28 protein-coding genes and 1 tRNA gene are annotated in these 26637 nt (G+C 67.2%); 16 read left to right on the top strand and 13 right to left on the bottom strand.

The window, feature by feature from the left end; translation table 11 throughout:
* Positions 1 to 16: 16 nt before the first annotated feature.
* Positions 17 to 682, bottom strand: a complete 666-nt coding sequence (locus tag GQ674_RS12640; RefSeq protein ID WP_159497361.1) for an SOS response-associated peptidase — start codon at positions 680 to 682, stop codon at positions 17 to 19.
* A 269-nt stretch (positions 683 to 951) separates the two neighbouring features.
* Between GQ674_RS12640 and GQ674_RS12635 the strand changes: the two genes are divergently transcribed.
* A complete protein-coding gene (locus GQ674_RS12635; RefSeq protein ID WP_159497360.1) occupies positions 952 to 1302 on the top strand; it encodes a hypothetical protein in 351 nt (116 codons plus the stop codon).
* Positions 1303 to 1423: 121 nt separating this feature from the next.
* Positions 1424 to 1494: transfer RNA gene (locus GQ674_RS12630), tRNA-Pro, on the top strand.
* A gap of 263 nt (positions 1495 to 1757) precedes the next feature.
* On the opposite strand, the gene GQ674_RS12625 is transcribed toward GQ674_RS12630, so the two are convergent.
* A complete protein-coding gene (locus GQ674_RS12625) occupies positions 1758 to 2336 on the bottom strand; it encodes a TetR family transcriptional regulator (RefSeq protein WP_159497359.1) in 579 nt (192 codons plus the stop codon).
* On the bottom strand, positions 2336 to 2680 hold the full coding sequence (locus GQ674_RS12620; protein ID WP_159497358.1) for a multidrug efflux SMR transporter: 345 nt from the start codon (positions 2678 to 2680) through the stop codon (positions 2336 to 2338). Before GQ674_RS12620 ends, GQ674_RS12625 begins: the two co-directional genes overlap by 1 nt.
* A gap of 153 nt (positions 2681 to 2833) precedes the next feature.
* Between GQ674_RS12620 and GQ674_RS12615 the strand changes: the two genes are divergently transcribed.
* Positions 2834 to 3145, top strand: coding sequence for a hypothetical protein (locus tag GQ674_RS12615; protein WP_159497357.1), 312 nt, complete (start codon positions 2834 to 2836; stop codon positions 3143 to 3145).
* Positions 3146 to 3446: 301 nt separating this feature from the next.
* Positions 3447 to 4298, top strand: a complete 852-nt coding sequence (gene panB / locus GQ674_RS12600; RefSeq protein WP_159497356.1) for a 3-methyl-2-oxobutanoate hydroxymethyltransferase — start codon at positions 3447 to 3449, stop codon at positions 4296 to 4298.
* A gap of 359 nt (positions 4299 to 4657) precedes the next feature.
* On the opposite strand, the gene GQ674_RS12595 is transcribed toward panB, so the two are convergent.
* A complete protein-coding gene (locus GQ674_RS12595) occupies positions 4658 to 5128 on the bottom strand; it encodes a hypothetical protein (RefSeq protein WP_159497355.1) in 471 nt (156 codons plus the stop codon).
* A 124-nt stretch (positions 5129 to 5252) separates the two neighbouring features.
* Between GQ674_RS12595 and GQ674_RS12590 the strand changes: the two genes are divergently transcribed.
* Complete coding sequence (locus GQ674_RS12590) at positions 5253 to 5726, top strand: GNAT family N-acetyltransferase (protein ID WP_201290158.1); 474 nt, start codon at positions 5253 to 5255, stop codon at positions 5724 to 5726.
* 112 nt (positions 5727 to 5838) lie between these two features.
* Positions 5839 to 6012, top strand: coding sequence for a DUF1328 domain-containing protein (locus tag GQ674_RS12585; RefSeq protein WP_038687308.1), 174 nt, complete (start codon positions 5839 to 5841; stop codon positions 6010 to 6012).
* Positions 6013 to 6252: 240 nt separating this feature from the next.
* Here the strand turns inward: GQ674_RS12585 and GQ674_RS12580 are convergent, their stop codons facing one another.
* The 4 genes from GQ674_RS12580 to GQ674_RS12565 all read right to left on the bottom strand — a co-directional run bounded on the left by GQ674_RS12580 (position 6253) and on the right by GQ674_RS12565 (position 8647).
* Positions 6253 to 7020, bottom strand: a complete 768-nt coding sequence (locus tag GQ674_RS12580; protein WP_159497354.1) for a transporter — start codon at positions 7018 to 7020, stop codon at positions 6253 to 6255.
* A 79-nt stretch (positions 7021 to 7099) separates the two neighbouring features.
* Positions 7100 to 7525 (bottom strand): hypothetical protein, encoded by a 426-nt coding sequence (locus GQ674_RS12575; protein ID WP_159497353.1) that lies wholly within the window; start codon positions 7523 to 7525, stop codon positions 7100 to 7102.
* Positions 7526 to 7568: 43 nt separating this feature from the next.
* Positions 7569 to 7802, bottom strand: a complete 234-nt coding sequence (locus tag GQ674_RS12570; RefSeq protein WP_159497352.1) for an antitoxin Xre/MbcA/ParS toxin-binding domain-containing protein — start codon at positions 7800 to 7802, stop codon at positions 7569 to 7571.
* A gap of 2 nt (positions 7803 to 7804) precedes the next feature.
* Positions 7805 to 8647 (bottom strand): MipA/OmpV family protein, encoded by an 843-nt coding sequence (locus tag GQ674_RS12565; protein WP_159497351.1) that lies wholly within the window; start codon positions 8645 to 8647, stop codon positions 7805 to 7807.
* Between the two features lie 112 nt (positions 8648 to 8759).
* Here GQ674_RS12565 and GQ674_RS12560 point away from each other — a divergent pair, with 112 nt between their 5' ends.
* From GQ674_RS12560 to GQ674_RS12545, 4 genes are all read left to right on the top strand, one after another.
* Positions 8760 to 9434 (top strand): response regulator transcription factor, encoded by a 675-nt coding sequence (locus GQ674_RS12560; protein ID WP_159497350.1) that lies wholly within the window; start codon positions 8760 to 8762, stop codon positions 9432 to 9434.
* A complete protein-coding gene (locus GQ674_RS12555; protein WP_159497349.1) occupies positions 9431 to 10786 on the top strand; it encodes a HAMP domain-containing sensor histidine kinase in 1356 nt (451 codons plus the stop codon). Before GQ674_RS12560 ends, GQ674_RS12555 begins: the two co-directional genes overlap by 4 nt.
* 114 nt (positions 10787 to 10900) lie before the next feature.
* Positions 10901 to 11953 (top strand): linear amide C-N hydrolase, encoded by a 1053-nt coding sequence (locus tag GQ674_RS12550; protein ID WP_159497348.1) that lies wholly within the window; start codon positions 10901 to 10903, stop codon positions 11951 to 11953.
* A gap of 267 nt (positions 11954 to 12220) precedes the next feature.
* The gene (locus GQ674_RS12545) at positions 12221 to 12424 is read left to right on the top strand and encodes a hypothetical protein (protein WP_038687322.1); all 204 of its coding nucleotides are present in this window, start codon (positions 12221 to 12223) and stop codon (positions 12422 to 12424) included.
* A gap of 23 nt (positions 12425 to 12447) precedes the next feature.
* Here the strand turns inward: GQ674_RS12545 and GQ674_RS12540 are convergent, their stop codons facing one another.
* Positions 12448 to 12891, bottom strand: a complete 444-nt coding sequence (locus tag GQ674_RS12540; RefSeq protein ID WP_159497347.1) for a MarR family transcriptional regulator — start codon at positions 12889 to 12891, stop codon at positions 12448 to 12450.
* A gap of 80 nt (positions 12892 to 12971) precedes the next feature.
* On the opposite strand from GQ674_RS12540, the gene GQ674_RS12535 reads away from it, so the two are divergent.
* The 3 genes from GQ674_RS12535 to GQ674_RS12525 all read left to right on the top strand — a co-directional run bounded on the left by GQ674_RS12535 (position 12972) and on the right by GQ674_RS12525 (position 15120).
* Positions 12972 to 14063: an NAD(P)/FAD-dependent oxidoreductase gene (locus GQ674_RS12535; RefSeq protein ID WP_159497346.1), complete on the top strand. Its 1092-nt coding sequence runs from the start codon at positions 12972 to 12974 to the stop codon at positions 14061 to 14063.
* A gap of 151 nt (positions 14064 to 14214) precedes the next feature.
* Entirely contained in the window at positions 14215 to 14748 is a 534-nt protein-coding gene (locus tag GQ674_RS12530; protein ID WP_236546074.1) for a DUF3011 domain-containing protein, read from the top strand.
* A gap of 168 nt (positions 14749 to 14916) precedes the next feature.
* Positions 14917 to 15120 carry a hypothetical protein gene (locus GQ674_RS12525; RefSeq protein ID WP_038687329.1) on the top strand — a complete coding sequence of 68 codons (204 nt, stop codon included), beginning with the start codon at positions 14917 to 14919 and terminating at the stop codon, positions 15118 to 15120.
* Positions 15121 to 15417: 297 nt separating this feature from the next.
* On the opposite strand, the gene dxs is transcribed toward GQ674_RS12525, so the two are convergent.
* The 4 genes from dxs to GQ674_RS12505 form a co-directional block, all read right to left on the bottom strand.
* Positions 15418 to 17328 carry a 1-deoxy-D-xylulose-5-phosphate synthase gene (dxs, locus tag GQ674_RS12520; RefSeq protein WP_159497345.1) on the bottom strand — a complete coding sequence of 637 codons (1911 nt, stop codon included), beginning with the start codon at positions 17326 to 17328 and terminating at the stop codon, positions 15418 to 15420.
* 112 nt (positions 17329 to 17440) lie between these two features.
* Positions 17441 to 18100: an HNH endonuclease gene (locus GQ674_RS12515; protein WP_038687333.1), complete on the bottom strand. Its 660-nt coding sequence runs from the start codon at positions 18098 to 18100 to the stop codon at positions 17441 to 17443.
* Between the two features lie 265 nt (positions 18101 to 18365).
* Positions 18366 to 20159 carry an acyl-CoA dehydrogenase C-terminal domain-containing protein gene (locus tag GQ674_RS12510; protein ID WP_159497344.1) on the bottom strand — a complete coding sequence of 598 codons (1794 nt, stop codon included), beginning with the start codon at positions 20157 to 20159 and terminating at the stop codon, positions 18366 to 18368.
* A 45-nt stretch (positions 20160 to 20204) separates the two neighbouring features.
* A complete protein-coding gene (locus GQ674_RS12505; protein WP_159497343.1) occupies positions 20205 to 20693 on the bottom strand; it encodes an LEA type 2 family protein in 489 nt (162 codons plus the stop codon).
* A gap of 957 nt (positions 20694 to 21650) precedes the next feature.
* Here GQ674_RS12505 and GQ674_RS12500 point away from each other — a divergent pair.
* The 3 genes from GQ674_RS12500 to GQ674_RS12490 all read left to right on the top strand — a co-directional run bounded on the left by GQ674_RS12500 (position 21651) and on the right by GQ674_RS12490 (position 26635).
* The gene (locus GQ674_RS12500; protein WP_201290157.1) at positions 21651 to 25004 is read left to right on the top strand and encodes a TonB-dependent receptor; all 3354 of its coding nucleotides are present in this window, start codon (positions 21651 to 21653) and stop codon (positions 25002 to 25004) included.
* 61 nt (positions 25005 to 25065) lie between these two features.
* On the top strand, positions 25066 to 25650 hold the full coding sequence (locus GQ674_RS12495) for an RNA polymerase sigma factor (protein ID WP_159497342.1): 585 nt from the start codon (positions 25066 to 25068) through the stop codon (positions 25648 to 25650).
* Positions 25634 to 26635, top strand: coding sequence for a FecR domain-containing protein (locus tag GQ674_RS12490; protein ID WP_159497341.1), 1002 nt, complete (start codon positions 25634 to 25636; stop codon positions 26633 to 26635). The genes GQ674_RS12495 and GQ674_RS12490 overlap by 17 nt, the downstream gene beginning before the upstream one ends.
* Positions 26636 to 26637 lie beyond the last annotated feature (2 nt).

Here is a 26637-nt window from a genome sequence, read left to right as displayed (position 1 = left end):
AAACGGAGCCATAGCATTAGGCCACGGCATCAAGCAGATCCTCGCGGTTGTTGCGCGTGCTATTCACCGCGCGCCTGACGCGGTAGGCCTCCAGCTCCGGCGGATCGCTGGCCATCAGCATCGCCATGGCGTCGTCGGGCGATGCGGCGATCCATTCCTCAGCCTGGCCGGGTGCCAGCCACACCGGCATGCGATCGTGGATGTCGGCCGACACCCCGCTGCTGTCGCCGGTGATCACGGTGAAGGTGCCCAGGTTGCCCGGGTCAAGCAGGGGGCTGGTGTCTTCCCACAGGCCGGCCGCCCAGAGCGGCCTGACCGCGTGGATGAACCACGGATCCTTCTTCCCGTCTTCACGGCTCACTGACCATTCGTAGTACCCGGTCATGGGAATCAGGCACCTGCGCTTTTTGAAGGCTGAGCGGTACGCCGGCTTGGTGTCCACCGTCTCGATGCGGGCATTGATGGTAGAACCCTGCCGCGTCTTATCTCTCGCCCAGAAGGGCAGCAGGCCCCAGGCGAGCCTCTGCAGGACGAGGCCGTTGCCGCGGTCCAGCACCACCGCCGCACGCTGGGTCGGCGCTAGGTTGTAGCTAGCCGGCATGGACAGCAGGTCGCCAACCAGCTGGTGGAAGCCCAGGCTGGCAGCGTCCCGGATCGGGGTTTGGACGAATCGGCCGCACATGGCCGAACCATACTCCCCGCTGCAGGCCCTGATCTTCGCGCGGCGTGCACCCTGACGAACTGGGCAGGCCGAGGCCTACGACGGAGCGCTGCGTTCCCCGGTGGGCGCGCCGGCCGCCGTGGTGCAACCTATCCCTGTCGGACCCGGGGCCATTGGCCGCTCAGCCCGGGCGCGCCTGAGCCGCGCCCCGCCGACACCTCGTCGCAATGCGTGAGACGCCCGGGCGTATCCTGCTCGGCATGCGCCCGCCCTGCGACCAAACCGGATTCATGACCGCCCCTCGTCCACAAGGCTGGGTGCAGTTCGGCGAGTCTTGGTGCCTGTGGTGGAACGGCCGGCAGATCGCCAACGTCCAGCCAGGTGCCGACGGCATCACAGTGATCCTCGCCTGTCGGAAGCTGTGGCAGGAGAAGCGGGTCAGCGCGGCGAGTGTGAACCAAGGCAAGCGCTACGCCGAGCGGTGGTGTGCGGCCCGGATTCTGGAGGGGGTGCCGCTGCGACAGGCGGTGCAGCAGCTGACGGCGAAGGATGACGAGCCCCCACCGCCGAAGCGCTCGGCCACCCAGTTGCAGCAGGAGCGACGGCTGAGCGAAGCGCTGAAACTACCGGGCGAGAGGTAGAGCGCCCGGCCTGTCCGCTTCAGCCCGCTGCACCCTATTGTCCTGTAAGCGATTGATACATATGGGCATGAAATGGTGTGTTTGGTGGTGGTTGCCGCGCCGGAATGTTCAAGAGAAACAACGGGATGCGCGCAGCAGGCCCGCTGCCTGGGGGGCAGAGGGTCGTCGGTTCAAATCCGGCCGTCCCGACCATTGTTGGTAAATCGAAGAAGCCTGCGCAGCACTGCGTGGGCTTTTTTGTGTCCGCCCGCCCGTAGAGCGGGGCTCTGCCCCGCTGCGCTCCGCACGTAATTCAACACCAGCCGGGCAGAGCCCGGCGCTACGATGCTGCCCGCGGCCCACGCCTCGCGCGGGCGCGACGATGCTGCCAACGCCCCGTAGAGCGGGGCTCTGCCCCGCTGCGCTCCGCACGTAATTCAACACCAGCCGGGCAGAGCCCGGCGCTACGTCAGCGGTCAGCCGGTAGCCGGCTGCGCATCGTCATAGGTAAAGCTCACCACGCATTCGCGCAGGGCATCGATTTCCGCCGGGCCGCTCTCAACCAAACCACCGCCCAGCGCCTGCAGCCAGTATCCGTCGGCCGCCAGCCGCGCCACACGCAACCGGGGTGCACCACGTTCGGCCGGCACCTGGGCCAGGCGCTCATCCAGCCAGTGGCGCCACAGCGCGGCAAACGCCGGTTCCACCAGCGCACTCAACGAGAAACGCGCCCAGTTGGCGTCTTCGGCGTGCATGGCCTCGAAGGTGGCCCGGACGTAGGCGCGGGTGAAGCGACCGTGCGGCACCGGGTCCGTCGCGACAAGCACATCCAGCGCATCCCCGAAGCGTGCCAGGCACTCGGCGTACGCCGCTTCGAGCAGGTCCTGGCGGGTGGCGAAGTGGTGGAACAGCGCGCCCTTGCTGACCCCGGCGCGTGCGGCCACCGAGAGAACCGTGACATTGCCCACCCCGTGCACCATGGCTTCCTGCACCGCCGCATCAAGCAGGGCGGCGCGCACCAGCGCCGGCTGCCGGCGTCGTCGGGTGGCGTCCATCAATGTGCCGCCGCTTTTGAGAACGCGTTGATCATGACCACGCCCCCGACGATCATCGCGACCCCGGTGATGGCCTGCCAATCCAGGCTCTGCTTGAACACCGTCACGCTGATGATCAGGGTGAGCACGATGCCCACGCCGCCCCAGATCGCATAGGCGATACCCAGCGGCAGCGCCTTCAGCGCATGGCTGAGCAGGTAGAAGGACACCACGTAGCACAGCGCCATGGTCAGGGTGGGGCCCAGTTTGGTGAACTGGGCGGTTTTCTGCAGCAGCAGGGTGCCGGTGACTTCGGCGATGATCGCGCCGGACAGGAACAGATACGCGGTGAGCAGGGGAGACATGGCTTCTTCCATATTGGATACCGACCGGACGGTATGTTACTTGGCGGAGCCGTGAATGGAATCTGACTGACATCCGCCAAATCCACGCCGGGGCGCGAGCCACACCGCGCTGCCGCAGCGCGGCACGGAGTGCCTTTGCGGCTACCATGGCGCATGAACCCCACCCCCGGTAACCCGAGCGCCCCACGGCTGCTCGGTTTTGACGTGCCTGGCCTGCAGGCTACGGTCGACCACGCTGAAGACGAGGCGATCGTCGCCATGCTCGACGTGGCCCCCTCGGCCCGCTGGCTGCAGGTCTTCCATCGCCGCGTCGATGCCTTGAAGGGCGAACTGGGGCTGGCGGGCGTGCAGATGGACGGCCGCACCATCCGCTTCTACGGGTCCGTGGCCGACAGCCGACGCCTGGCCAATGAGATTGCCGGGTTGATCAAGGACATCGCGCAGGAACTGTGCAGCCCGCCGTGACAGCGGCGGTACGGCCCGGTGCCGGCGTCAGCGCGCCAGCAGCGGTAGCGGTCGGTCCACCACCACCCCTTTCATCACCAGCGTCGCGGTCAGCCGCTGCATGCCGGGTAGGGCGGACAAGTGCTGGTCGTAGAGCAGGCGGACGACGGACGCGCTTCGGTGCCGGCGCGCTGCTGCGCACCCGGCCGCGTGCGGCGCGCATGGTCGGCCGCATGTCCGGTGCGGCCATGGTGATCATCGCCGTGCTGTTGCTGCGCCGAACCACTACGATCTGATCCCCCTCATGAAACAAGGACATGCCATGACCGAACAGCTTCATCCGTACGCGACCTCCCCCAGCCCATTGGCGCAGGCAAAGCGCGTGCGCATTCCGCACCTGCAGGAGATGAAGGCACGCGGCGAGAAGTGGGCCATGCTCACCGCCTACGACATGTACACCGCGGCGATCTTCGAAGACGCCGGCATTCCGGTGCTGCTGATCGGCGATTCGGCGTCCAACAACGTGCTCGGCAATGACAGCCTGCTGCCGATCACCGTGGACGAACTGATGCCGCTGGTGCGCGCGGTGAGCCGCTGCACGCGACGCCCCCTGGTGATCGCCGACCTGCCGTTCGGCTCGTACCAGGCGTCACCGGAACAGTGCTTCCACACGGCGGTGCGCTTCATGAAGGAAGGTGGCGCGCACGCGGTCAAGCTGGAGGGCGGCATCGAGATGGTGCCGCAGGTGCGCAAGCTGGTCAGCTCGGGCATTCCGGTGATGGCGCATATCGGATTCACGCCGCAGTCGGAGCATCAGCTGGGCGGCTTCCGCGTCCAGGGCCGTGGCGACAATGGCCCGGTACTGGTGGAAGCGGCGCGCGCGCTGGAAGCAGCCGGTGCGTTCGCGGTGTTGATCGAGATGGTGCCGGCCGATGTGGCCGCGCGGATCACCGCGGCGGTTTCGGTGCCCACGGTGGGGATCGGCGCAGGCAGCGACTGCGATGCGCAGGTGCTGGTCTGGCAGGACATGGCCGGGCTGCGCACCGGGCAGCTGCCGCGCTTCGTCAAGCAGTACGCCGACATGCATGGCCTGCTGCACAAGGCGGCCAGCGAGTTCGCCGCGGATGTGGAAGCAGGGGTCTTCCCGGGGCCGGAACACGCGTTCCAGTCGTAACCGGCCAGGGAAGGGGGGCGCGCCCGTATCAGCTCAGGGCGCGCAGCACTTCTTCGATCAGAACCACATAACAGGCCACGAAGTAGAACTTCAGCAGGGCCGGATGTTGCTTGGTGAGGAGTGCGCGCATGTGCGTGACTGGGCTGGGTGGATGGCCTGATTGTGACGGAGGTGTGAATTTGTGGCAATCATCACAAATTAAATTCGCTTAGCTAGATGAGGGAAGCTGATAACGCCCCTTGAAGTTAACTCTAAATAATTGATTGTTAAGGGTAATTGGCGCTAGGTCGCGCCACCTCCAGAGACCTCCATCGGGTCGCCCGCGGGCTCCCAGGCACCCACGACGGCTTCAAAAGCGCTTAACGCCGGCCCCTTCGCCAACCGAGCAGGCGGCGGAACACCACCGCCACCACGGTCAACGGCACCACGATCGGCCATTGCAGCAGGAACAGCCCGGCCGTGATCTCCCACGTGGTCCAGGTGGTGCCGAACACCTGGGCGTCCGGTGGCCCCAGCCGGATGACCAGCAGCGTGGACATCGCGAAGGCCAGGTCCTGCCAGCGCGGCGACCGGCGCGCGCCCTGGCGCCTGCAGAGCATCAGAACAGGGATCACCACCAGGCTGGCCAGCAGCGCATGGATCCAGACGTCGCCCCGCGTGTAATCGTAAGGAATCGACGGCCAGACCCAGCCGAACCGCTCTGTTTGCAGCTGGGCGGTAAGCACGCACGCAAAGGTGATCGAAGTAGCCGACAGCACCACAAGGTCCAGACACGCCTGCAATGCCACGCGTGCAACGTTGGATGTGGGCGCGGCAGGAGAAGGCGGCATGGATGGGCTGCAGGATACGGCGGGCAATCTCAGCAGAATTCAGTGGATTTGTCGCGTTTGGCTGCGACGTGTCCGCGCGGGAGGCTTAGAGTGAAGCGATGTACACACTCAGGAAGAAGACACGATGATCAGACCCCTGCAGGACATCGATCTGCACGCCGCCAGTGCCGTCTGCATGCGCGCGTTTCTGAGCACGGTGGCATCGTCGCTGTCATCGATCGGGGTGGACAACTTCCGCACGATTGCCGCAGCGGACGGTTTCGCGCAGCGGACCGGGCCGGACAGCCTGCAGCTGGTGTACGACGATGTGGGCGTGATCAAGGGTGTGGGCGAACTGAAGCAGCGTCGCCATGTGGCGATGCTGTTCGTCGACCCGGCCTGTCAGCGGCAAGGCGTGGGCGAGGCACTGCTGGCGGCATTGATCGCGCAGGCGCACGCCGATGAGGTCACGGTGAGCGCGTCGCTGCCCTCGGTGGCGTTCTACCAACGCCATGGCTTTGCATGCAGCGGCGAGGTGGGGGAGTCGGCCGGGCTGGTGTACCAGCCGATGGTGCGCACCATGCCCCGCGCGATCGAGGAAGCCACAGAGGAACGCTGATCTGCACAGCCCAGACTTCACGCCGTTCGCGCGTGTCGTTCACGAAGGGCGGACAGCCGCATCGCTACGTTGAAGGCCTGTCATTCATCCCGGTTTGCGGGTAAGGATCATCATGATCAAGTGGGCCATCATCTTCGCCGTCATCGGCCTCATTGCCGGTGCACTCGGCTTCGCCGGGATCGGCGGCGCTGCGATCGGCGTGGCGAAATTCCTGTTCTGGGCCGGCATCATCATCGCCGTAGTGCTGTTCGTGCTCGGCATGACCATCGCCAAGAAGGTCACCTGACCGCAGGTCAGCATCAAATCCAGATACCAACGCCTGCGCAGTGATGCGCAGGCGTTTTTGTTTGGGCGGTGCACCGCCGGCATTCGATGGGCCGTCGGGGTTTCACAAGGGTGCGTTCGATTGCATGGGTGGCCACATGCGGTGACTTTCTGTGTGCGTCGGCACGGATCGCGCGCAGCCACCCGCGTAGTGGCTCTCCCCCACTGTGTACTGAGCGAGAAGGTGGCAATGGCGCGGTCACTACTGGAAAAAGAACGACACGCCCAGGCCGGCCTGGAGGTCCGGGCTTCGGCTGTCCAGGCCGACGTCGAACGAGGCATCCAGTTGTACGGTGCGGGCCACCATCCAGGTGACGCCGGCCCCGGCGATGGCGGTGGAGGCTTCGCCCTCGGTGTGGGTGAAACCGGCTTCCAGGTAGCTGCTGACGGTGTCGGTCAACGCCACGCTGACGCTCGGTGACCAGGTGAATGCGTCCGCGCCGGCACCGCGGATGGCGTTGCCATACAACGCCGCGCTCCACCGATCATTGAGGGTGTATTCGTAGCTGGCGCCGAGCGCGTACTGGGTGCCGCCTTCGCTGAAATCGCGGGCGCCGGTGGCGAAGGTGGTGCTGGCCAGCAGCGCCCACGCATGGTTGTCCGAGGCGCTGGGCAGGGCGATCTTGACGGCAACGCCGCTGTCGCCGCCGCCGTTGCTGCTGCTTGCCGAGCTGTTCCGCGGCTTCACCTGCAGGTGGTTGAACGGCGTGCTGAAGGCCTGCAGTTCCACGTGCTCGGTCAGACCGATACGCAGGTTGAGATCGCTGCTGTATTCGGTGGAGCGGGTACCGTCGCCATCGCGATCGCGCTCCAGACTCGGCAGGCCCCACTCCAGCGCGACGCTGCCGCGCGGCAAGGTGCTCGGCGAGAAGCCGATACCGGGGCGATCAAAGGCTGGGGTGTCATCGTCGTCCTGGGCCAGGGCAGGGGAGGCGATCAACAACAGGGCAAGGGCAACAGGCAGGCGCATCGTGCAATCTCCGGGCTGCGGTGCAGCATCGGCAGAGTGTGCCGCAAGCCTCCGTGATGGGGCAGTCCCCGCAAACCGATCAGCCGTCCGCGCGGGTCAGCGCCAGCAGGCCCTCAAGCAGGCGGTCGGCGCGGGGGCGGCCGTCGGCATCGATCGGGTTGGCCAGCGACTGCAACCAGAAACCGTGCGCCGCACGCCGCGCCGCGGTGAGCCGGTGGTCGCTGCCTTCGCCGGGATGCAGCAGCAGCTGGCCCTGTATCCAGCGCTTGAGTGCCTGGGCGATTTCCGGATCGGGGCGGCCGCGCGGCGCGCCGGGGCCGGGGTCGCTGGGGGCCAGGCAGGCACGGAAGATCGCGGTGACATACGCGCGCGAGAAGCGCCCATGCGCCACCGGGTCGTCGGCGATCAGGCCCTGCACGGCACGGTCGAAATCGACCAGGGCCTGGGCCAGCAACGGGTCTTCGCCACCGTCGTGGGCGCTCAACATCGGAAAGGGGCGGCTCATGCGGGCTCCGGGAGCAGGGTCGGAAAGGCGGGGAGGATCCGGCTCAGTGCGGTACCCGCGCCTGCGGCAGGCGCGGTGCGGCCGTGCCGGGTTGCAGCAGCAGGGCGTTCAACAGCGCGATGACCCGCTCGCCCTGGCCATCGCAGGCCAGTTCGAAGGGGGTCTGCCCGCCAAGCGAGGGCAGCGGCGTATGCAGGATCCACTCCAGCACCGCGCTGCGATCCGGTTCGATACGCAGGGCCACATCGGCAACACGACGGACGATTCCCTGGCGCATGATCAGAATCCGTAGCTGAGCGAAAGTGCGGCCGAGTCCATATGGTCGCCGGTGGTCATCGGGCTGTCCTTGACTGCATCGGACAGCCGCGTGCGGCGCAGCGACGCCGTGGCGGTCCAGTGCGGGCCGAGCGGCAACACCGCGGTCAGGTCGGCGTAGGGCGACACCCCGCTGCCGGCGCGGTAGCGCGCCAGGCCACTGCGGCGCGCCTCGTCGTCGCTGACACCGAAGTAGTAATCGTTGAGTCCCTTGCCGGCGTAGTTCAGGCCAACGCCAGGCACCAGCGTGACCCGGCCGACCGGCAGCGGGTAGGCGTACTTGGCATCGGCGGCGATGCCGCCACCGTGGCCGCTGACTTCAGCCTGCACGTTGCCCTGCAGCAGGCCCCACGGCGCGGTATGCCGCACCGCCACCCCGGCCATCGCCGAGAAGCTGCGGTTGGACAGTTGGCGCAGCTGCGGGTCGTGGCTGTCCTTGCGCTTGAAACGCATCATGTACGGCGAGGCCATCAGGGACACTTCGGTACTTTCGCTGTCAAGCAGCTTGTAGCCGAAGCTGCCGCCGCGGAAGTGGAACTTCCTGCCTTCGTAGCTGATGATCGGCGCGCCCACGGTGTCGGTCTTGTAGCCGGTGTAGGGCGACTTCAGCGCAACCACGGCCACGCCAAGGCTGCTGCGCGGCTTGGCGCCCGGTGCCTGGGCAAACGCGCTGCCGGCCACCAGCCATGCCGCGGTCGCCAGCAGGACGGCGGCGATGCCCGGGCACAGCGACTGCCGGGTGGTTTCATGACCAACAACACCGCCGTTGCCGGCCGGGGGAGAATCTTCCTTGCAACGCTCGCGCATGTACCTGCCACACTGGGAATGCCAAGCGGCCATGGTGCCGTGCCTACATTGTCGGAACGTTGCGCCGGGCCGCGCGTTACCATCGGCAGCCGTCGCCCCTGTGCCCACCCCCATGCGCATCCTGCTGCTCGAAGATGATCCGGAACTGGCCAATGCCATCCAGGCCAGCCTGGGTCGGCACGGCATGGTGGTGGACGTGGTGGCCAGCATGGCCCAGGCCGGCGAGGCACTCAAAGCCGGCGTGCACCAGATCCTGCTGCTGGATCGGCAGCTGCCCGACGGCGACGGGGCCAACTTCGTGCGGGTGGCGCGCAGCCTGGTGCCCAACCTGCCGGTAATCATGCTTACCGCGCGCGATTCGGTGGCCGACCGGGTGATCGGCCTGGACGTCGGCGCCGACGATTACCTGACCAAGCCGTTCGCGGTGGAGGAACTGCTGGCCCGCATTCGCGCGATCTCGCGGCGCCCGTCGCAGATCGCCTTGCCGGTGCTGTTGCTGGGGCGGCTGCAGTTTGATTTCGTTGCGCGCGAGGCCAGCGTCGACGGCGTGCTGCTGGCGCTGCCGCGCCGGCAGTTGCTGGTGCTGGAAGCGCTGGCGGTGCGCCAGGGGCGTACCGTGGCGCGCGCGGCATTGCTGGAGGCGGTGTATGGCTTCGACGATGCGATCCAGTCCAATGCACTGGACGCGCACGTGTCCAAGCTGCGCAAGGCCTTGGCCGAGGCCGATGCACGGGTCGAGATCCACGTGATGCGCGGTATCGGTTATCTGTTGAAGGACGTCGCATGAAATTCCTCAAACCCGGCTCGCTGTCCTTCAGCCTTGCCTGGAAGATCATCCTGATCCAGGTGACCATGGTCGCGATGGGGCTGGTCGGCATGGTGCTGATGTATGGCGACAGCGGCGCCGGGTACATCGACTGGAAGATGAGCGAGTCGATCGCCAAGTCGATCCGCGTCCAGGGCGATGCACTGCACGTGGACTGGCGCGCCCTGGACCACGCCGCGCAGGATCGCCCGTCCACGTTCTGGTTCGCCGCCACCGATGAAGACGGCCGCCAGCTCACCCACGGCACCGTGCCGGAGATGTACCGCCCGCTGGTGGCCCAGCTGCGCTACCTGGAGCCGACCGACATCCGTACCCGTACGCGCGCGGCCGAGCTGGCGATGCGCATCTGGGTGAACGACACGCCGGAAGGACGCGTGCACGTGATGATCGGCGGCATGCCGCATCGCGGGCTGTGGCGGCAGATGCTGGTGGTGATCGGCTACCTGGGGGGCTGGATCACCGTGCCGTTGATCGTGATCACCCTGGTCGTGGCACCGTGGGCGATCCACCGTTCGCTGCGCGGGGTGAACCGGGTCGCCGCGCAGGCCGCGGCGATTCAGATCAACGAACGCGGCGGCGGCCTGGACACGCACGCGGTGCCGGCCGAGATCTTCCCGCTGGTGGATGCATTCAACGCGGCGGTGCGCCGCATCGGCGAAAGCTACGACGCGCAGGACCGGTTCCTGGTGGGTGCGGCGCACGAGCTGCGCATGCCGATCGCGATCCTGGCCACGCGCATCGCCGACCTGCCGTCCGGCCCGGCGCGCTCACGCCTGCAGCGCGACCTGGGCCGGCTGAGCAACATCGCCGAGCAGCTGCTCGACCTGCAGCGGCTGGACCATCACCGCAGCCAGTCGCAGCGCGTGGACCTGGCCGCGCTGACTCGTGAGGTGGCCGGCGACGTGGCGCCGCTGGTGCTGGATGCCGGCTACACCTTCGCCGTGGATGCACCGGATGCGCCGGTCTGGGTACGTGGCGATCCGGATGCGCTGCACCGGGTGGTGGCCAGCCTGTTGCAGAACGCGATCGCCCATGGCGGCGACCACGGCCTGATTGCCGTGGCCCTGCAGCCCGATGGCGTGCTGGCGGTGAGCGATGAAGGCTCCGGCGTGCCGGAGCAGGAGCGCCAGGCGATCTTCGAGCCGTTCCACCGGCTGCGTCCCAGCGGCAGCGGCAGCGGGCTTGGCCTGTACCTGGCGCGCGAAATCATGCTGCGCCATGGGGGCAGCATCGCCGCGGAGAGCGCCGCCGGCGGTGGAGCGCGGTTCGTGGTGGCATTGGCGGTGAATCGGCCGGGCATCGTCCAGGGCTGAGGGCGCGCACCCGGGCGGTTCACTCCTCCATCACCCGGGGTCCGGTGTGATCGGGCCGTTCCGCGTCGGCATGCAACCGGTGTGGCTGCCCATCATCCTGCAGGGAGAGATGCCATGAAGGCGTTTGCGTGCGCGGTGTTGCTTGCGACAGCAGTCGGCGGTGCGGTTGGCCCGGCCAGCGCCTGCACCCGGGTGGTCTATCTGGGCGAAAACCAGGACGTCATCACCGCCCGTTCGATGGATTGGCAGAGCGATATCGCCACCAATCTGTGGGTGTTGCCACGTGGCATCGCGCGCAACGGCCAGGCCGGCAAGGATTCGATCCACTGGAAGGCCAGGTATGGCAGCGTGGTAGCCAGTGGGTTCGACATCTCCACCACCGATGGGCTCAACGAAGCGGGACTGTCGGCCAACCTGCTGTGGCTGGTGGAATCGGAGTACCCGGCACAACGTGGGCACAAACCCGGCCTGGCGATCTCGCTGTGGGCGCAGTACGTCCTCGACAACTTCGCCACGGTGGCCGAAGCGGTGGCCGCGCTGGAGCGCGAGCCCTACGCGCTGGTCACCGACAACCTGCCTGGCGAATCGCGGCAGGCTACCCTGCACCTTGCCTTGTCCGATGCCAGCGGTGATAGCGCGATCGTGGAATACATCGGCGGCAAGCAGGTGATCCACCATGATCGCGCCTATCAGGTCATGACCAACTCGCCTGTGTTCGACCAGCAGTTGGCGCTCAACACCTATTGGCAGCAGATCGGCGGTACCGTGATGCTGCCCGGTACCAATCGCTCGGCCGACCGTTTCGCGCGGGCCTCGTTCTACATCAACGCCATTCCCAAGAGCGAAGATCCGGTGGTTGCGCTGGCCAGTGTGTTCAGCGTGATCCGTAACGTGTCGGTGCCGTACGGCATCACGACCCCGGGCCAGCCCAATATTTCCTCGACGCGGTGGCGCACCGTGGCCGACCACAAGCGCCGGCTGTATTTCTTCGAGTCGGCCCTGACCCCCAACACGTTCTGGGTTGACCTCAGCAAGGTCGATTTCGCCGTGGGCGCGCAGGTGCTCAAACTTGACCTCGGCCGCGACCAGCGCAACGTATTCGCCGGCGATGCGCTGGGGCAGTTCCAGCCGTCGGCGCCGTTCGCGTTCCTGGGCACGGGCGACTGATCCGGGGCGCGGGCCGCCAAGGCGGGCCGCCTGCCGCCGCACCCTGCTGGCAGATGGCGTCGGCCCACCCTGCCATCAGGGAAGTGCGCAGCGTACGATCGGTGACTGCGCAAAATCAGACTAATCCGATATCCCGGCCGGGGGCAGGAGACGTATCGTGCTGCTTGAGGGAGGGATGCCTCACCTGCCTGTCCCCACGCGGCCAGCGCCCCCATGCGGCGCACCGTACTGCCACTCCGCATGGATGCCCCCGCAGGAGCGATCAGCATGATGATCAAGGTGCAATGCCAGGACCACCGCTGGCACGTGATCCACCCGACCCGTCCGGACCCGGTCAGCTTCGATGACGGTGCGGTGGCCTTCGACTTCGCCGACACCCTGGCGCGTGCACGCCATGCCGAGACCGGCCAGGCCTGCGCGGTGCGGGTGGTGGCGATGGATGCCTTCGTCGACGCGGTGCGCTACGGCTGAGGCTCCACTCGTGCCGCAGGCGTTCAGCCGGTGCGGTCGAGGTTGGCGCTGAGCCGTTGCAGAAAGCTGGTCAGGCGCATGGTTTCATCCACGCTGAAGTCGGCCAGCATGCGCGTATTGCCCTCGTTGAGGATCTCGCGGGCCTGCGGCAAGCGCTGCAGCGCCAGTAAGGTGAGTTCGATGCGCTGGGCGCGCGGGTGTTGTGGATCCGGCGACCGCCGGATCAGCTGGTCGCGCTCCAGCCGCGCCAGGGTCTGTGCCATCGAGGGCTGCTCCACCCGCAGCAGGCGGGCCAGTTCTGCCTGGGTGGTTGCCTTGCCCTGGCGTACGGCTTCCAGCACCGGCAGGCTGGCCATCCCCAGCCCCAGCGGACGCAGCTGGGTTTCGGCCAGGCGGCTGAGTTCGCGGGATACCTGCTTGATCAGGAACGACGGAACGTTGCTGGGATCGGGCGCTGACCGGGTCATGCGTGCACCTGTGAAGCCTTGACATAGGCGCCTATGATACAAATCATAGGGTCCTATGTTAAAGCCGTTGGAGGCGCCGCATGTCCCATGTTCCCCGTATTGCCATCGTTGGTGGCGGCCCCGCGGGGCTGCTGCTGGCCTGCCGGCTGCAGCAGGCAGGTCGTGCCGTGCAGGTGTATGAAGCCGACGCCGCGCCAGACGCCCGCGCCCAGGGCGGCATGCTCGACCTGCATGCGCAAACCGGGCAGGCCGCGCTGCGCAGCGCCGGGTTGTTCGCCGCCTTCCAGCAGCTGGCACGCTACGAGGACCAGGGCATGCGCCTGTTCGACGCGCAGGGCCGGCTGCTGCTGGCCGACGATGGCGTGGGCGGCGACCGCCCGGAGATCGACCGCGGCCAGCTGCGCGCGCTGCTGCTGGCGCCGCTGGCCGAGGGCTGCGTGCGCTGGGGCCATGTGCTGACGCAGGCGCGGCGGGTGGCGGACGGCGTCGAGCTGCAGTTCGGCAACGGCGCGGTGGAGCGCGCCGACCTGGTGGTGGGCGCCGACGGCGCGTGGTCGAAGGTGCGCCCGCTGTTGACCGACGTGCGCCCGCAGCACGCCGGCATCACCCTGTACGAGCTGTCGCTGCCGGAGGTGGACACCGCGCACCCGGCGCTGGCCGCACTGGTTGGGCGCGGCACATTGATTGCCAAGGGCAACGGCTGCACCTTGTTCGCTCAGCGCAATGCGCACGCCCACGTGCGCGTGTACGCCTCGCTGCCGCAGGCGCTGGGCGACGTTGAGGCGGCGCCCGTGCACACCCGCGCCAGTCTGCTGCTGCAGTTCCAGGACTGGCACCCGGACCTGCGCCGGCTGATCGCCGACGCGCTGGACACCGTGCGGCCGTGGCCGATCCATGCATTGCCGGTGGACCATCGGTGGGCGCATTGCGATGCGGTCACCCTGATCGGCGACGCGGCGCACCTGATGCCGCCGGCGGGCGAGGGGGCCAATCTGGCCCTGCGCGATGCCGCCGACCTCGCCGACGCGCTGTGCGCCGCTGACTGGCAGGCCGCTGTCACGGCGCACGAGCAGGTGATGTTCGCGCGTGCCGCGGTGTCCGCCGCTGGCGCGCACGCGATGCTGGCCATGGACTCGGCCGAGCGCGTGCTGCAGATGTTCGATGCAATGTGACCGCGCTGACGCGGCCTGGTCAGCCGGCCGTCGGGTACCTAAATAGGGCATGAAATCGGAGACTTCCGGCCTATGTCGCGGGTGGTGGCTTTGCCACATCCTGTGCGCCACCACCACACACAGTTTCGAGGCAGGCATGAGGAGCAATGGGATGAAGCACGGAAAGCAGGCGTGGCTGTGGGCGCTGCTGCCCGCGATGGTGGCGCTGGGCGCCACGGCCCAGGCGCAGAACTACGACCGCTACCGGGACGAGGGCTACAACAGCGGCCCGGTGCGTTGCGAATCGATCAAGGGCCGCACCCAGCAGTGTCCGTTGCAGGGGCGCGCACGCCTGGTCCGGCAGATTTCGGGTTCGCCGTGCGTGGAAGGTCAGACCTGGGGCCAGGCCCGGGACGGGGTGTGGGTTACCCAGGGCTGCCGCGCCGAGTTCATCGCCGAAGCCGGCCGCGGCGGTCGCTGGAATGGCGGCGGCGGCTGGGGCCACAACAGTGGTGGGCGCGGCCAGATCCTGACCTGCGACTCCAATGACCATCGCCGCCAGCGCTGTGTGGCCAATGTGCGCCGGGAGGCGCGGCTGGTGCGGCAGACCTCGCGCACGGCCTGCGTGGAAGGGCGCACCTGGGGCTGGGACCGCACCGGCGTATGGGTGGATGGCGGTTGCCGCGGCGAATTCCAGGTGAATTGAGGTCGCAACCCTGATTGGACTGATGAATCAGAAAAATCTGATACAGATCACAGTTCCGATTGGTTACTGTCCGGGGCGGGAAGCCCCGGCTTCATCCGACCCCAGGCTCCACCGCACGACCGTGCGGTGCGGTCTGACCGATATGCCGACTCATGGAGAGAGCACCGCATGTTGATCCGCCTGCAACTGGAGCACCGCCTGTGGCGCGTGCTGCACCCGGACAAGCTGGAATCGTTCCGTTTCCACGACAGCGCCAAGGCGTTTGATTTCGCCGATGCACTGGCCCGCCTGCACCATGCCGAGACCGGCCGACGCAGTTCGGTACGGGTGGAAGCGAGCGGGGCCTACGTGGAGGCCGTGCGCTACGGCTGACGCCGGCAGGGCACACCGATAACCGAAAAACAAACGGGCCGCGTCGACATGACGCGGCCCGTTTATATTCCGGCCGTCGGCACCTTGCCGGTAGAGCCGACCGTTGGTCGGCTGCCTTGCGCGTAAAACCATCCCCGATTTGGCCGGTAGAGCCGACCGTTGGTCGGCTGCTTTACGCGTAAAACCATCCCCGATTTGGCCGGTAGAGCCGACCGTCGGTCGGCTGCCTTGCGCGTAAAACCATCTCCGTGACGTCGGGAAACAGCCGGGCAGAGCCCGGCTCTACGAAACCCAACCTCAACCCGCTGCGCTGAGCGGCTGCCCATCGCTGGCCAGTTGCGGCCAGCGCTTGAGCACCGCCGCCCGGATACCGGCGGCATCGATGCCGGCTTCGGCCAGCAGGTCTTCGCGGCTGGCGTGGTGCTGGAAGCTGTCGGGCAGGCCCAGATGCAGGATCGACTTGAGCACGTCCTCGGCGTTGAACAGTTCGGCCACGCCCGAGCCGGCGCCACCTGCCACCACGTTGTCTTCGATGGTGACGAAGCCGTCGTGGGTACGCGCCAGCTCGAGCAGCAGGTCGCGGTCGAGCGGCTTGATGAAGCGCATGTTGATCACGCTCAACCCCAGCTCACGGCCCACCGCTTCGGCGGCCGGCACGGTGCTGCCGAACGCCAGCAGAGCCACGCGGCTGCCCTGGACACGCAGGTCGGCCTTGCCGATCTCCAGCGTGGACAGATCGTTGCCGGCGGCCACGCCGGTGCCACTGCCGCGCGGGTAACGCACCGCGGCCGGGCCGGAATGGCGCAGACCGGTGGTCAGCATCTGCCGGCATTCGGCTTCGTCGGCCGGTGCCATCACCACCATGTGCGGGACGCAGCGCAGGAAGCTCAGGTCCAGGTTGCCGGCATGGGTGGCGCCGTCGGGGCCGACGACGCCGGCGCGGTCGATCGCAAACAGCACGTCCAGCTCCTGCACGGCTACGTCGTGCACCAGCTGGTCGTACGCGCGCTGCAGGAAGGTGGAGTAGATCGCCACCACCGGCTTGGCACCCTGCGTGGCCATGCCCGCCGCCAGCGTCACCGCATGCTGTTCGGCGATGGCCACGTCGAAGTAGCGCTCCGGGTATTCCTTGCTGAAACGGACCAGGCCCGAGCCTTCGCGCATTGCCGGGGTGATGCCCACCAGCTTGGGTTCGGCCGCCGCGGCATCGCACAGCCAGTCGCTGAACACATCGGTGTAGGTCGGCTTCTTGGCGGTGCCCTTGGACACCAGGCCCTTGTCCGGATCAAACGGGCCAACGGCGTGATAGCCGATCTGGTCGCCTTCGGCACGCTCGTAGCCCTTGCCCTTGGTGGTCATCACGTGGAGCAGCTTCAGACCCTTGAGGCCCCTGAGCGTCTTCAGCGTGGCGACCAGTGCCGGCAGGTCGTGGCCATCGATCGGGCCGGTGTAATGGAAGCCCATCTCTTCGAAGAACGTGGAGGGCACGAACATGCCCTTCCAATGCTCTTCCCAGCGCTTGACGAAGCGCGCGGTGGGATTGTTCTTCTTGTCGCCCAGAATCTTCTTGCCGCCTTCGCGCAGCGCGTTGAGCGTGCGGCTGCCGGTGGCGCGGCCGAGCATCTTGGTCAGCCCGCCGACGGCCTCGGAGATCGACATGTTGTTGTCGTTGAGGATCACCAGCAGGTTCGGTTCGCTGTCCATGCCGCCGGCGTGATTGAGCGCCTCGTAGGCCATGCCGGCGGTCATCGCGCCGTCGCCGATCACGGCCACCACCTTGCGCTCGTCGCCTTCCAGCTGGCGCGCGATGGCCATGCCGAGCGCGGCCGAGATCGAAGTCGAGGAGTGGCCCACACCGAAGGTGTCGAACTCGCTTTCTTCGCGCTTGGGGAACGGCGCCACGCCATCCTTCTGCTTGACGGTGTGGATCGCGTCGCGGCGACCGGTGAGGATCTTGTGCGGGTAGGTCTGATGGCCCACGTCCCAGACCAGTTGGTCGACCGGGGTCTGGTACAGGTAATGCAGGGCCACGGTCAGTTCGATCACGCCCAGCCCTGCACCGAAATGGCCGCCGCTCTTGCCGACCGATTCGATCAGGTAGGCACGCAGTTCGTCGGCGATGGCGGGCAGTTCGGATTCATCGAACCTGCGCAGGTCATCCGGAGACTGGATGCGCGACAGGCGGGGATAGCGGGCGGAATCGATCATGTTTATCGCGCTTCTTCTGAGCGCCTATTTTCCCCCCCAAACCGGGGTGGGGCAAGCAAACCGCCTTCGGGGTGACCAAAGGGTGACGGTGCCTGCGTCAGTTGGTCGCAGGTCAGGCCGCCAGTTTGGAGCGTTTGGGCAGCTGCGCCTTCAGGAATGCCATCTGGTCGGCCAGGATGTTGCGGTTGGACAGGATCATGTGTTCGATCCAGCTGGGCCGGTACGGCACGGCCAGCAGCGGCATGCCGGCCTGCTGCGGAGTGCGGTCGCTTTTGCGCGAGTTGCAGTGGAAACAGGCGCTGACCACGTTTTCCCACACGTCCAGGCCGCCCTTGGAGATCGGCATGACGTGGTCGCGGGTCAGTTGCGGGCGGTTGAACTGCTGGCCGCAATACAGGCACAGGTGCGCGTCGCGGGCGAACAGCGCCTGGTTGGACAGGTTCGGGGTGGGGTCCAGCGCACGCGAACGGGCGTGGCCACGTGCGGCGATGATGGGGTGCAGGTCCATGCCGCTCTGTATGCCGGTCAGGCGACTGGTGCCGCCATGGATGTGCAGGCAGGGGTCACCCAGGGTCCAGGCGACGGCATCACGGGCATAGAGGCAGGCCGCATCCTGCCAGTTGATCCAGTCCAGTACCCGCCCGTGTGCATCCAGCGAGAGCAGGCGGACGCTGCCGGGCCGGTGCAGGGTGGCGATAGGCGACACTTCGTCGACCGGGGCGGACGAGGCTCCGGTATCGATCAGACCTAGGCGTGTAGTGTCTGTCTCCATCGGGAAAACAGCTTATACCCGAATGTTGACGTTTTGTGTATAGGAACGAACCAAAGGTTCGTTCCGGGTAGCAACCGACCGTTGGTCGGTTGGCTTCCGGACGTCGCATCGCCGCGGCCGCCGATGTGCCGACCAACGGTCGGCACCTACCCGGGCAGGCCTTTCATCCGCGGCCACTGCATGCCGATCCCCCGGGCACCATCCACGCTCGATTGATCCACATCCCCGGTAGCCACCGACCGTTGGTCGGTGGGCCGGACAACGATCAACCTTCCCCGAAATGCGCATCCGCCATCGCCATCAGCGGCTCGGCGCCGGCCTGGATCGCGGCGGCGTGGCTGAGCGTGCGCGGCAGGACGCGGGCAAAGTAGAAGCGGGCGGTTTCGCGCTTGGCCTGCTTGAACGCCTCGCTCTGCGCGGACGCATCGGCGGCGGCGACGCTGCGCGCCCACCAGTAGGCCAGCACCACGTAGCCCGAGTAGAACAGGTAGTCGAAGCTGGCCGCGCCCAGTTCCTCGGGATTGCCGGCCGCGCGCTGCAGGGTGGCCATCGTGAGCTTGCCCCATTCGGCGGCCTTTTCGCGCAGCGGGCCAATGAACTCGGCCAGCGCTTCGTTGCCTTCATTGGCCTGCGCGAACGCCTCGATCTCGGCCAGCATCAGCTTCAGCCCGGCGCCCTGGCTGGAGGCGGTCTTGCGCCCGATCAGGTCCAGCGCCTGGATTCCGGTGGTGCCTTCATACAGCGTGGTGATGCGCGCATCGCGAGCCAGCTGTTCCATGCCGTGCTCGCGGATGTAGCCGTGGCCACCGAAGCACTGCAGCGCGTTGTAGGTGTTCTCGATGCCCCATTCGGTCTGGCAGGCCTTGGAGATCGGGGTCAGGAAGCTCACCAGGGTGTCGGCGCGCTCGCGCTCGCCGGCATCGTCGGCGTGGTGGGCCACGTCAACCAGGGTGGCCGCGTGCAGGGCCAGCAGGCGGCTGCCTTCGACCAGAGACTTGATGGTCAGTAGCATGCGGCGCACGTCCGGGTGCACCATGATCGGGTCGGCCGGCTTTTCGGGGTGCTTCGGGCCACTCAGCGAGCGCGACTGCAGGCGTTCGCGGGCGTACTTCAGTGCGTTCTGGTAGGCGCGTTCGGACAGACCGATGCCCTGCAGGCCAACGCCCAGGCGCGCGGTGTTCATCATGGTGAACATTGCCTGCAGGCCCTTGTGCGGCTGGCCGACCAGATAGCCTTCGGCGCCGTCGAAGTTCATCACGCAGGTGACCGAGCCCTTGATGCCCATCTTGTGTTCGATCGAGCCGCAGCGCAGCGCGTTGCGCTCGCCGACCTTGCCCTCGCGGTCCACCTTGAACTTGGGGGTGACGAACAGCGAGATGCCCTTGGCACCGGCCGGGGCGTCGGGCAGCTTGGCCAGCACCAGGTGCACGATGTTATCGGTGAGGTCGTGCTCGCCGGCGGTGATGAAGATCTTGGTGCCGGTGATGGCATAGCTGCCATCGGCATTGGGTTCGGCCTTGGTCTTGAGCAGGCCCAGGTCGGTGCCGCAATGCGGTTCGGTCAGGCACATGGTGCCGGTCCAGCGGCCGTCGATCAGCGGTTTCAGGAAGGCCTCCTGCTGCCATGCTTCGCCGTGCTGCTTGAGCGCTTCGATGGCGCCGTGCGAGAGCAGGGGGAAGTTGCCCCAGGCCAGGTTGGCGGCGTTGATCATTTCATTGAGCGGCACGCCGAGGGTGTGCGGCAGGCCTTGGCCGCCCAGTTCCGGCGCGGCGGTGAGGCCGGTCCAGCCGCCGTCGACGAACTGCGCATAGGCCTGCTTGAAGCCGGGCGGGGTGGTGACCTCGCCGCTGGCCTGGTCGAGCACGCAGCCGATTTCGTCACCCACGCTGTTGAGCGGTGCCAGCACGGTGGTGCTGAAGCGGCCGGCTTCCTCGAGGACGGCGTCGACCACGTCGGTGGTGGCGTCGGTGAAGCCGAGGCGGGCGAACAGGGGTTCGACCTTGAGCACGTCATGCAGGGCGAAACGGATATCGGAAAGCGGTGCGGTGTAGCTGCTCATCGTCAGGTCTCGATCAGGTGCAAAGGGAGGCGGGCGGTGCGCGGGTCAGCGCAGCACGCCGGGCAGGCCGGGGGCCTGGTTGAGGGTGCTGCGGCTGTCGACATCGAAGCTGCGCTGTTTCTTTTCCTGCGGGGTGGCGCTGACCGTGCCCTTGAGCGAGTAGGCGAGGGTGCGGTTGCCGGCAAGGGCGTCGGCGACGACCAGGCGGGCGCCGGAGGCAGGCTGGAGCTGGAGGGTGATGACTTCGGCGGAGACGCCGCCGATGGACACCGCCGGTTTGGCGGTGAGGGTGCCGGCGTCTTCATCGCCGACCTTGAGCGCCAGGCTGACGTCATTGAAGACCATGGGCATGGAGCTGAAATTCTGGAGGCGCAGGGCAACGTCCCACCCGCCGTCGGCGCGGACGGTGAGCTGCTGGACGCTGGCACCGGGGGGCGAGACGCGCTTGACCACGCCACTGTTGCAGGCGGCAAGGGCCAGGGTGCTGCCGGCGACAAGGGCGACAAGCAGGGCGGTACGGAAGCGGTGGTACATGGGCGCAATCCTCGAGCAGGTGCCGCGTGGGCCAAAGCATACTACGGCGTATGGTGGTTGTGCTGGCTTTGGGTTTTGGTGGGTGCAGGGTAGGGGGTTTTTGTTTCGAAGCTGAAGCCTGGAGCCAAGGCCAGAGCCAGAGCTGGTGCGTCGGCTTGGTGGGGAGGGCGGGCGTGGGTGGGTTGGCGGGACACGCCGCAAGTACGTCCGTGTAGGCTCGTTCGCGCCATCCATGGCGCTCTACGGTCCCGCCAACCCACCCACGCCCACCCCTCCAGCCATGGTCGGCGCGTAGGTGAGAGCAAGAGCAGTGGGTCGGGGGAGGAGGGGGATGGGTAGTGCCGAGCGTTGCTCGGCACCTACGTCAACCCAAACCCCGACCCAAACCCCAACCCCAACCCCAACCCCAACCGAGATCCCAGATCTCACCTCGATACCTCCCTCGGCCCCTTCCACCGTCAGCACACAGCCTGAAAAAGGCCAGCGCTTTTCCCCTGCGCACCTGTTCACTATCGGGGGGCGGGGCGTGTGGGTGTGCGGGACCCTCCACCGCATGGATGCGGTGGAGGAGCTTACATGGGTGAAGGCGCATTGCTTGCGAGGCACTGCCTCGCATGCGACTGAACGCACAGCCGCCAGCGGCTGGGCCGGGCCGCGGAGCGGGACTTGCAGCGTGTCCCGCACACCCACACGCCCCGGCCCAGTCAGCGCAACACGCACACCAAAGCTCCGGCTCTGGCTCTGGCTCTGGCTGTGGCTGTGGCTGTGGCTGTGGCTCTTAAGAGCTCTTAAAAGCTTCTAAAAAAACAAACCCACCCCAACCCCGTAAAGTCAGACCGGAACAAAAGCGCGGCCAATCACCGGGCGCAGTGGCGGAACACGCACGCCGGTGCATCTGGATTGTTCAGGGGGGTACGAAACATCGCCGCTCATGTTCACTTTCACGGGGAAGTATCCATGCGTTCGTACAAGTTGCAGCCGTTGGCCCGCGCCATCCGCGGAGGCCTGATGGTGTCGGTGCTGGGCATGGTCACGCCCGTCCTGGCCCAGCAGGCCAGTTTCGATATCGCCGGGGGGCGTATCGAAGAAGCACTGCCCGAGTTTGCGCGCCAGGCCGGCATCCAGATCATCAGCCCCGCCGCAGGCGAAGGCGGCATCGCCGTATCCGCCCTCAAAGGCCAGATGGATGCCCGCCAGGCCCTGGCGCAACTGCTCGCCGGGACCGGGCTCAGTGTCGCCTCCGATGATGGCCGTACCATTACACTGCGCGCCGATCGCCCGCTGCTCGCCTCGCTGGGCGGCAGCGCACTGCTCGCCGCCCAGTCCGCGGCCACCACCGTCGCCCCCGAGCCAGCGCCGCAGGATGCCGCGCGCAGCGCCCCGGTCACGCTCGACTCCGTCACCGTCGTCGGCACCCAGATCAAGGGTGCCAAAAGCGCCGCCCTGCTGCCCGTGGCCACCCTGCAGGCCGAACAGATCGAAGCCACCGGCGCGGTCTCCGGCGATGAGCTGTACCGCTCGATCCCGCAGATGGGCGACGTCTCCTTCAGCGGCACCAACGGCGGCAACAGCTCCAACTACGCGCGTGGCGACATCGCCTCGGTCAACCTGCGCGGGCTCGGCGTCGGCAACACCCTGCTGCTGATAAACGGTCGCCGTACCGTCGTGCATCCCACCAGCCAGGCCGACGGCAACCTCGTCCCCGTGCTGACCTACAACGCCAACACCGTTCCGGTGGCCAACCTGCGTCGGGTCGAAGTGCTGCTTGACGGCGCGGCCGCCATCTACGGCACCGACGCCGTCGCCGGCGTGGTCAACAACGTCCTGCGCGACGATGTCGACGGCGGCACCATCAGCGTCCAGCGTGGCATCGGCGAAGGCACCAACCTGCGTGACATCGGCATCAACGGCCTGGTCGGCAAGAACTCGCAGGACCTGCGCAGCAACGTCACCCTGGCCTTCAACTACTACGCCACCACCGGCTTGAACTCGCTCGACCAGGACTGGACCCGCAGTTCCGACCGCGCGCCGGACTTCGTCGGTACCGCGTTCGAAGGGCTGAGCGGCACCGACAACCGCAACAGCAACAGCCCGTGGGGCAACTTCACCGCGATCGGCCCCCGTGTGCGCCAGGGCAGCACCTTCCTCACCACCGCCGCGGGCGCGTTCCACGTGCAGCCGCTCACCAACGAGGGCTGCAACGCCACGGTGGGGGAGGGCGTGTGCGTGCAGTCCGGCAGCAAGGCCACCGCCGGTGCCGACCGCAACCTGCTGGACAACCAGCAGGCCCAGTTCCCGCTGTCGATAACCCCCGACGTGCACCGCGTCAACCTGTTCCTGACCGGCAAGCATGACTTCGACAACGGCATCACCGCCTTTGGCGAAGCCGGCTGGTATCAGTCCAAGGCCCGCAGCCTGCAGTCCGGCGTCAACACCATTGCCGCACTGCCGATGACCGTGGCCGCCAGCAACTACTGGAACCCGTTTGGCGCCACCACGCTGCCCGACGGCAGCGCCAACCCCAACCGGCTGGCCAACCTCAACGTGGCCGCGGGCGGCATTCCGGTCAGCATCAGCAGCTACCGCTTCGAGCGGCCCACCCAGATCGACGTCAAGAACACCCAGGTGCGCGCGCTGGGCGGCCTCCGCGGCTTCCACTTCGGCTTCGACTGGGAAACCGCGGCGCTGTATTCCAAGGCCAAGGTGGTCGATACCCAGGACGCGGTCAGCATGACCCTGTTCCAGCAGGCGCTGACCGATGCCACTTCGGCTGCCTACAACCCGTTCTGCGGCGGCTGCAACGACTACGGCAAGCTGGACCGGTTCTTCTACAAGGCCACCCGCAGCAGCGAGACCGAGCTGTACCTGTGGGACCTGAAGGCCTCGCGCCCGGACCTGTTCCGCACCTGGGCCGGCGACGTGGGCATGGCCACCGGCCTGGAAGTGCGCCGCGAGACCCAGCGCGACGACCGCGATGCGCGCGTGGACGGCAGCATCACCTATACCGACAGCATCACCGGCGTCAGCTACCCCAGCGACATGTACGGGGTGAGTCCGACGCCGGACACCGAAGGGTCGCGCACCGTGGCCGGCCTGTTCGCCGAGTTCTCGGTGCCGCTGGTCTCGCGTGAGATGTCCATTCCGCTGGTACGCGCGCTGGACCTGCAGGTGGCCGGGCGTGCCGAGCATTACAGCGATTTCGGCAGCGTCACCAAGCCCAAGCTGGCCCTGGGCTGGACCGTGATCGACGGGCTTACCGTGCGCGCGTCCTGGGCCAAGGGCTTCCGAGCGCCGAACCTGGAGCAGGTCAACGCCACCGTGGTCAGCCGGTCCAACACCCGCACCGACTACATCCAGTGCGAAGCCGACGTGCGCTCGGGTGCACTGGCCTCGATCAATGCCTGTGGCAGCACCTACCGATCCTCCACCACCGCGCGGCGCTCGGGTAACCCGGATCTCAAGCCGGAAACCTCGACCAACACCAGCGCCGGCATCGTGTTCCAGCCACAGTTCATCCCCGAGGACTTCGGTCGTTTCACCTTCGCGGTGGACTACTACAAGTACGAACAGGAAGGCATCATCGGCCTGTTCGGCGAGGGTAACGGGCTGATCCTGGACTACCTGCTGCGCCAGCAGGGCAGCAGCAATCCGAACGTGGTCCGCGCCGCCCCCACCGCCGATGACATCGCGCGCTTCGCCGGTACCGGCCTGGATGCCGCCGGCAAGGTGCTGTATGTCACCGACCAGTACGTCAACATGCAGCCGCAGACCGTGCGCGGCGTGGACTACAGCGTTGCCTGGAGCTCGCCGGACACCCGCATCGGCCGGTTTGACGTGGGCATCAACGGCACCCGCCTGATCGAGTTCTACCGCGACCGCTCGCCGGCGCTGCAGGCCTTGGAAGACGCCAAGGCCACCGGCCTGGTCGATCCGTCGATCGCCATCACCGGCGGCGGCGACCTGATCGGCGACGGCGGCAACCCGCAGTGGAAATGGAGTGGCACGCTCACCTGGCGCTACCAGAACCTCAGCATCGGGGCGAGCGCGCGCTACGCCAGCAGCTATCACGAAACCAGCCTGACCCTGGCCGATGGCACGCCGTGGACGGTGAAGTCGCAGACGCTGGCCAACGCCTACGTCAAGTACGACTTCAACCGCGAGGGTCTGTTCAACGGGGTATCGGTCAAGCTGGGGGCCAACAACATCGCCGACAAGCGGCCGCCGGTCTCCGATGACAGTTATGGTTACTCCTCGGCGGTTTACCAGGCGTACCCGCGCTACTGGTATGCCAGCGTGACCAAGGCGTTCTGATCCGCAGGTGGTTCCTTACATCGCTGCCCGGCCACTGCCGGGCAGCGCAGCAGGAGTTCAAATGGGCGCAACAGTGGCAGCAGAGCGTGCGTTGTGGTTGGCCGAGCATGTCCTGCCGTGCGAGCGGGGCCTGCGCGACTGGCTGCGGCGGCGCATGGCGCAGGCGCAGGACGTGGACGATGTGGTGCAGGAAACCTACGCGATCCTGGCGGCGATGGCCGACGTATCGCACGTGCGGCAACCGCGCGCCTACGTCTACCAGGTGGCGCAATCGGTGGTGCTGCAGCAGTTGCGCCGCGCCCAGGTGGTATCGATTGAAATGGTGGCCGAATTCGACCGGCTGCCGATCACCGGTGAGGACGCCTCACCGGAACGGCTGGCGTCTTCGCGCCAGGAACTCAACAAAGTCACCGCGCTGATCGCGCAGTTGCCGGACAAATGCCGCCAGGCCTTCATCCTGCGACGGGTCGAGGGGTTCTCGCAGCGCGAGATCGCCGAGCGCATGCAGATCAGCGAAAACACGGTGGAAAAGCACGTGTGCAAGGGTATTCGGTTGTTGATGGAATCGATGAAACAGGATGCGGGTGATGCAGGGTCCACAGGGAAACCGGACAGTACGGGGGCAGTTCATGCACGGCACCGTTGACACCAACCCGATCGACGACCAGGCCGCGCAGTGGGTGGCGCGCGAGGACCGCGGCGCGCTGGCGCCGGACGAGGTGGCCGAGCGTGACCGCTGGCTGGCGGCCGACCGCCGCCATTTCGGCGCCTACGCACGCGCCCACGCGGTGTACGCGCGCACCGGGCGTGCGCGCGCGCTGGGCAGTGCCGACCGCGTGCCACACACCCGCGTGCAGGGCCCACGGCCGCGGCTGCAATGGGCCATGGGACTGGCAGCCACGCTGTGCCTGCTCGCCCTGGGCGTGCACGAACACAGCGATGCAGGGGACTACCACGTCACCCACAAGGGCGAGATCCTGCGCGTACCGCTTGCCGATGGATCGGCGGTGACCCTGGATTCGGGCGCGGCGGTGCGCGTGCACTACACCGACGCGCGCCGCGAGATCACCTTGCTGCGCGGCGAGGCATTGTTCGACGTGGCCAAGAACCGGGCCCGCCCCTTCGTGGTGACCGCGCGCGACACCGCGGTGACCGCAGTGGGCACCAGTTTCTCGGTGAGCCTCAACGAACAACGCACGCACGGGGTGGAAGTGCTGGTGCGCGAGGGCATCGTCGATGTCGCCACGGCCAGCGGCGCGGTCGCCCCGACAAGGCTGCTGGCCAACCACCGCGCCCTGGCCAACCGCAGCCACGGCATCCGCATCGAAACCGTTGGCCACGATGACCTCGACCAGCAGCTGGCGTGGCGCGAGGGCATGCTGTCATTCAACGGCGACACGCTGTCGGTGGCCGCCGCACAGTTCCTGCGCTACAGCGATGTGCGCATCATGATCGACGACCCGCTGGTAGGCAGCCGTCGCATTGTCGGGCTGTACTCGGCCAATGATCCGCTCGGCTTCGCGCGCAGCGTCGCGCTGAGCCTCGGCCTGGAGGTGGACCAGCAGGGCAACGACGTCTGGCTGCGCACGCCGCACAACGCCTTCCACAGCGCGCCGCGCTCACTGCAATGAAC

It is taken from the genome of Stenotrophomonas sp. 364, assembly GCF_009832905.1.
Classification (GTDB): Bacteria; Pseudomonadota; Gammaproteobacteria; order Xanthomonadales; family Xanthomonadaceae; genus Stenotrophomonas; species Stenotrophomonas maltophilia_AP.
This window is presented reverse-complemented; position numbering and strand designations above follow the sequence as displayed.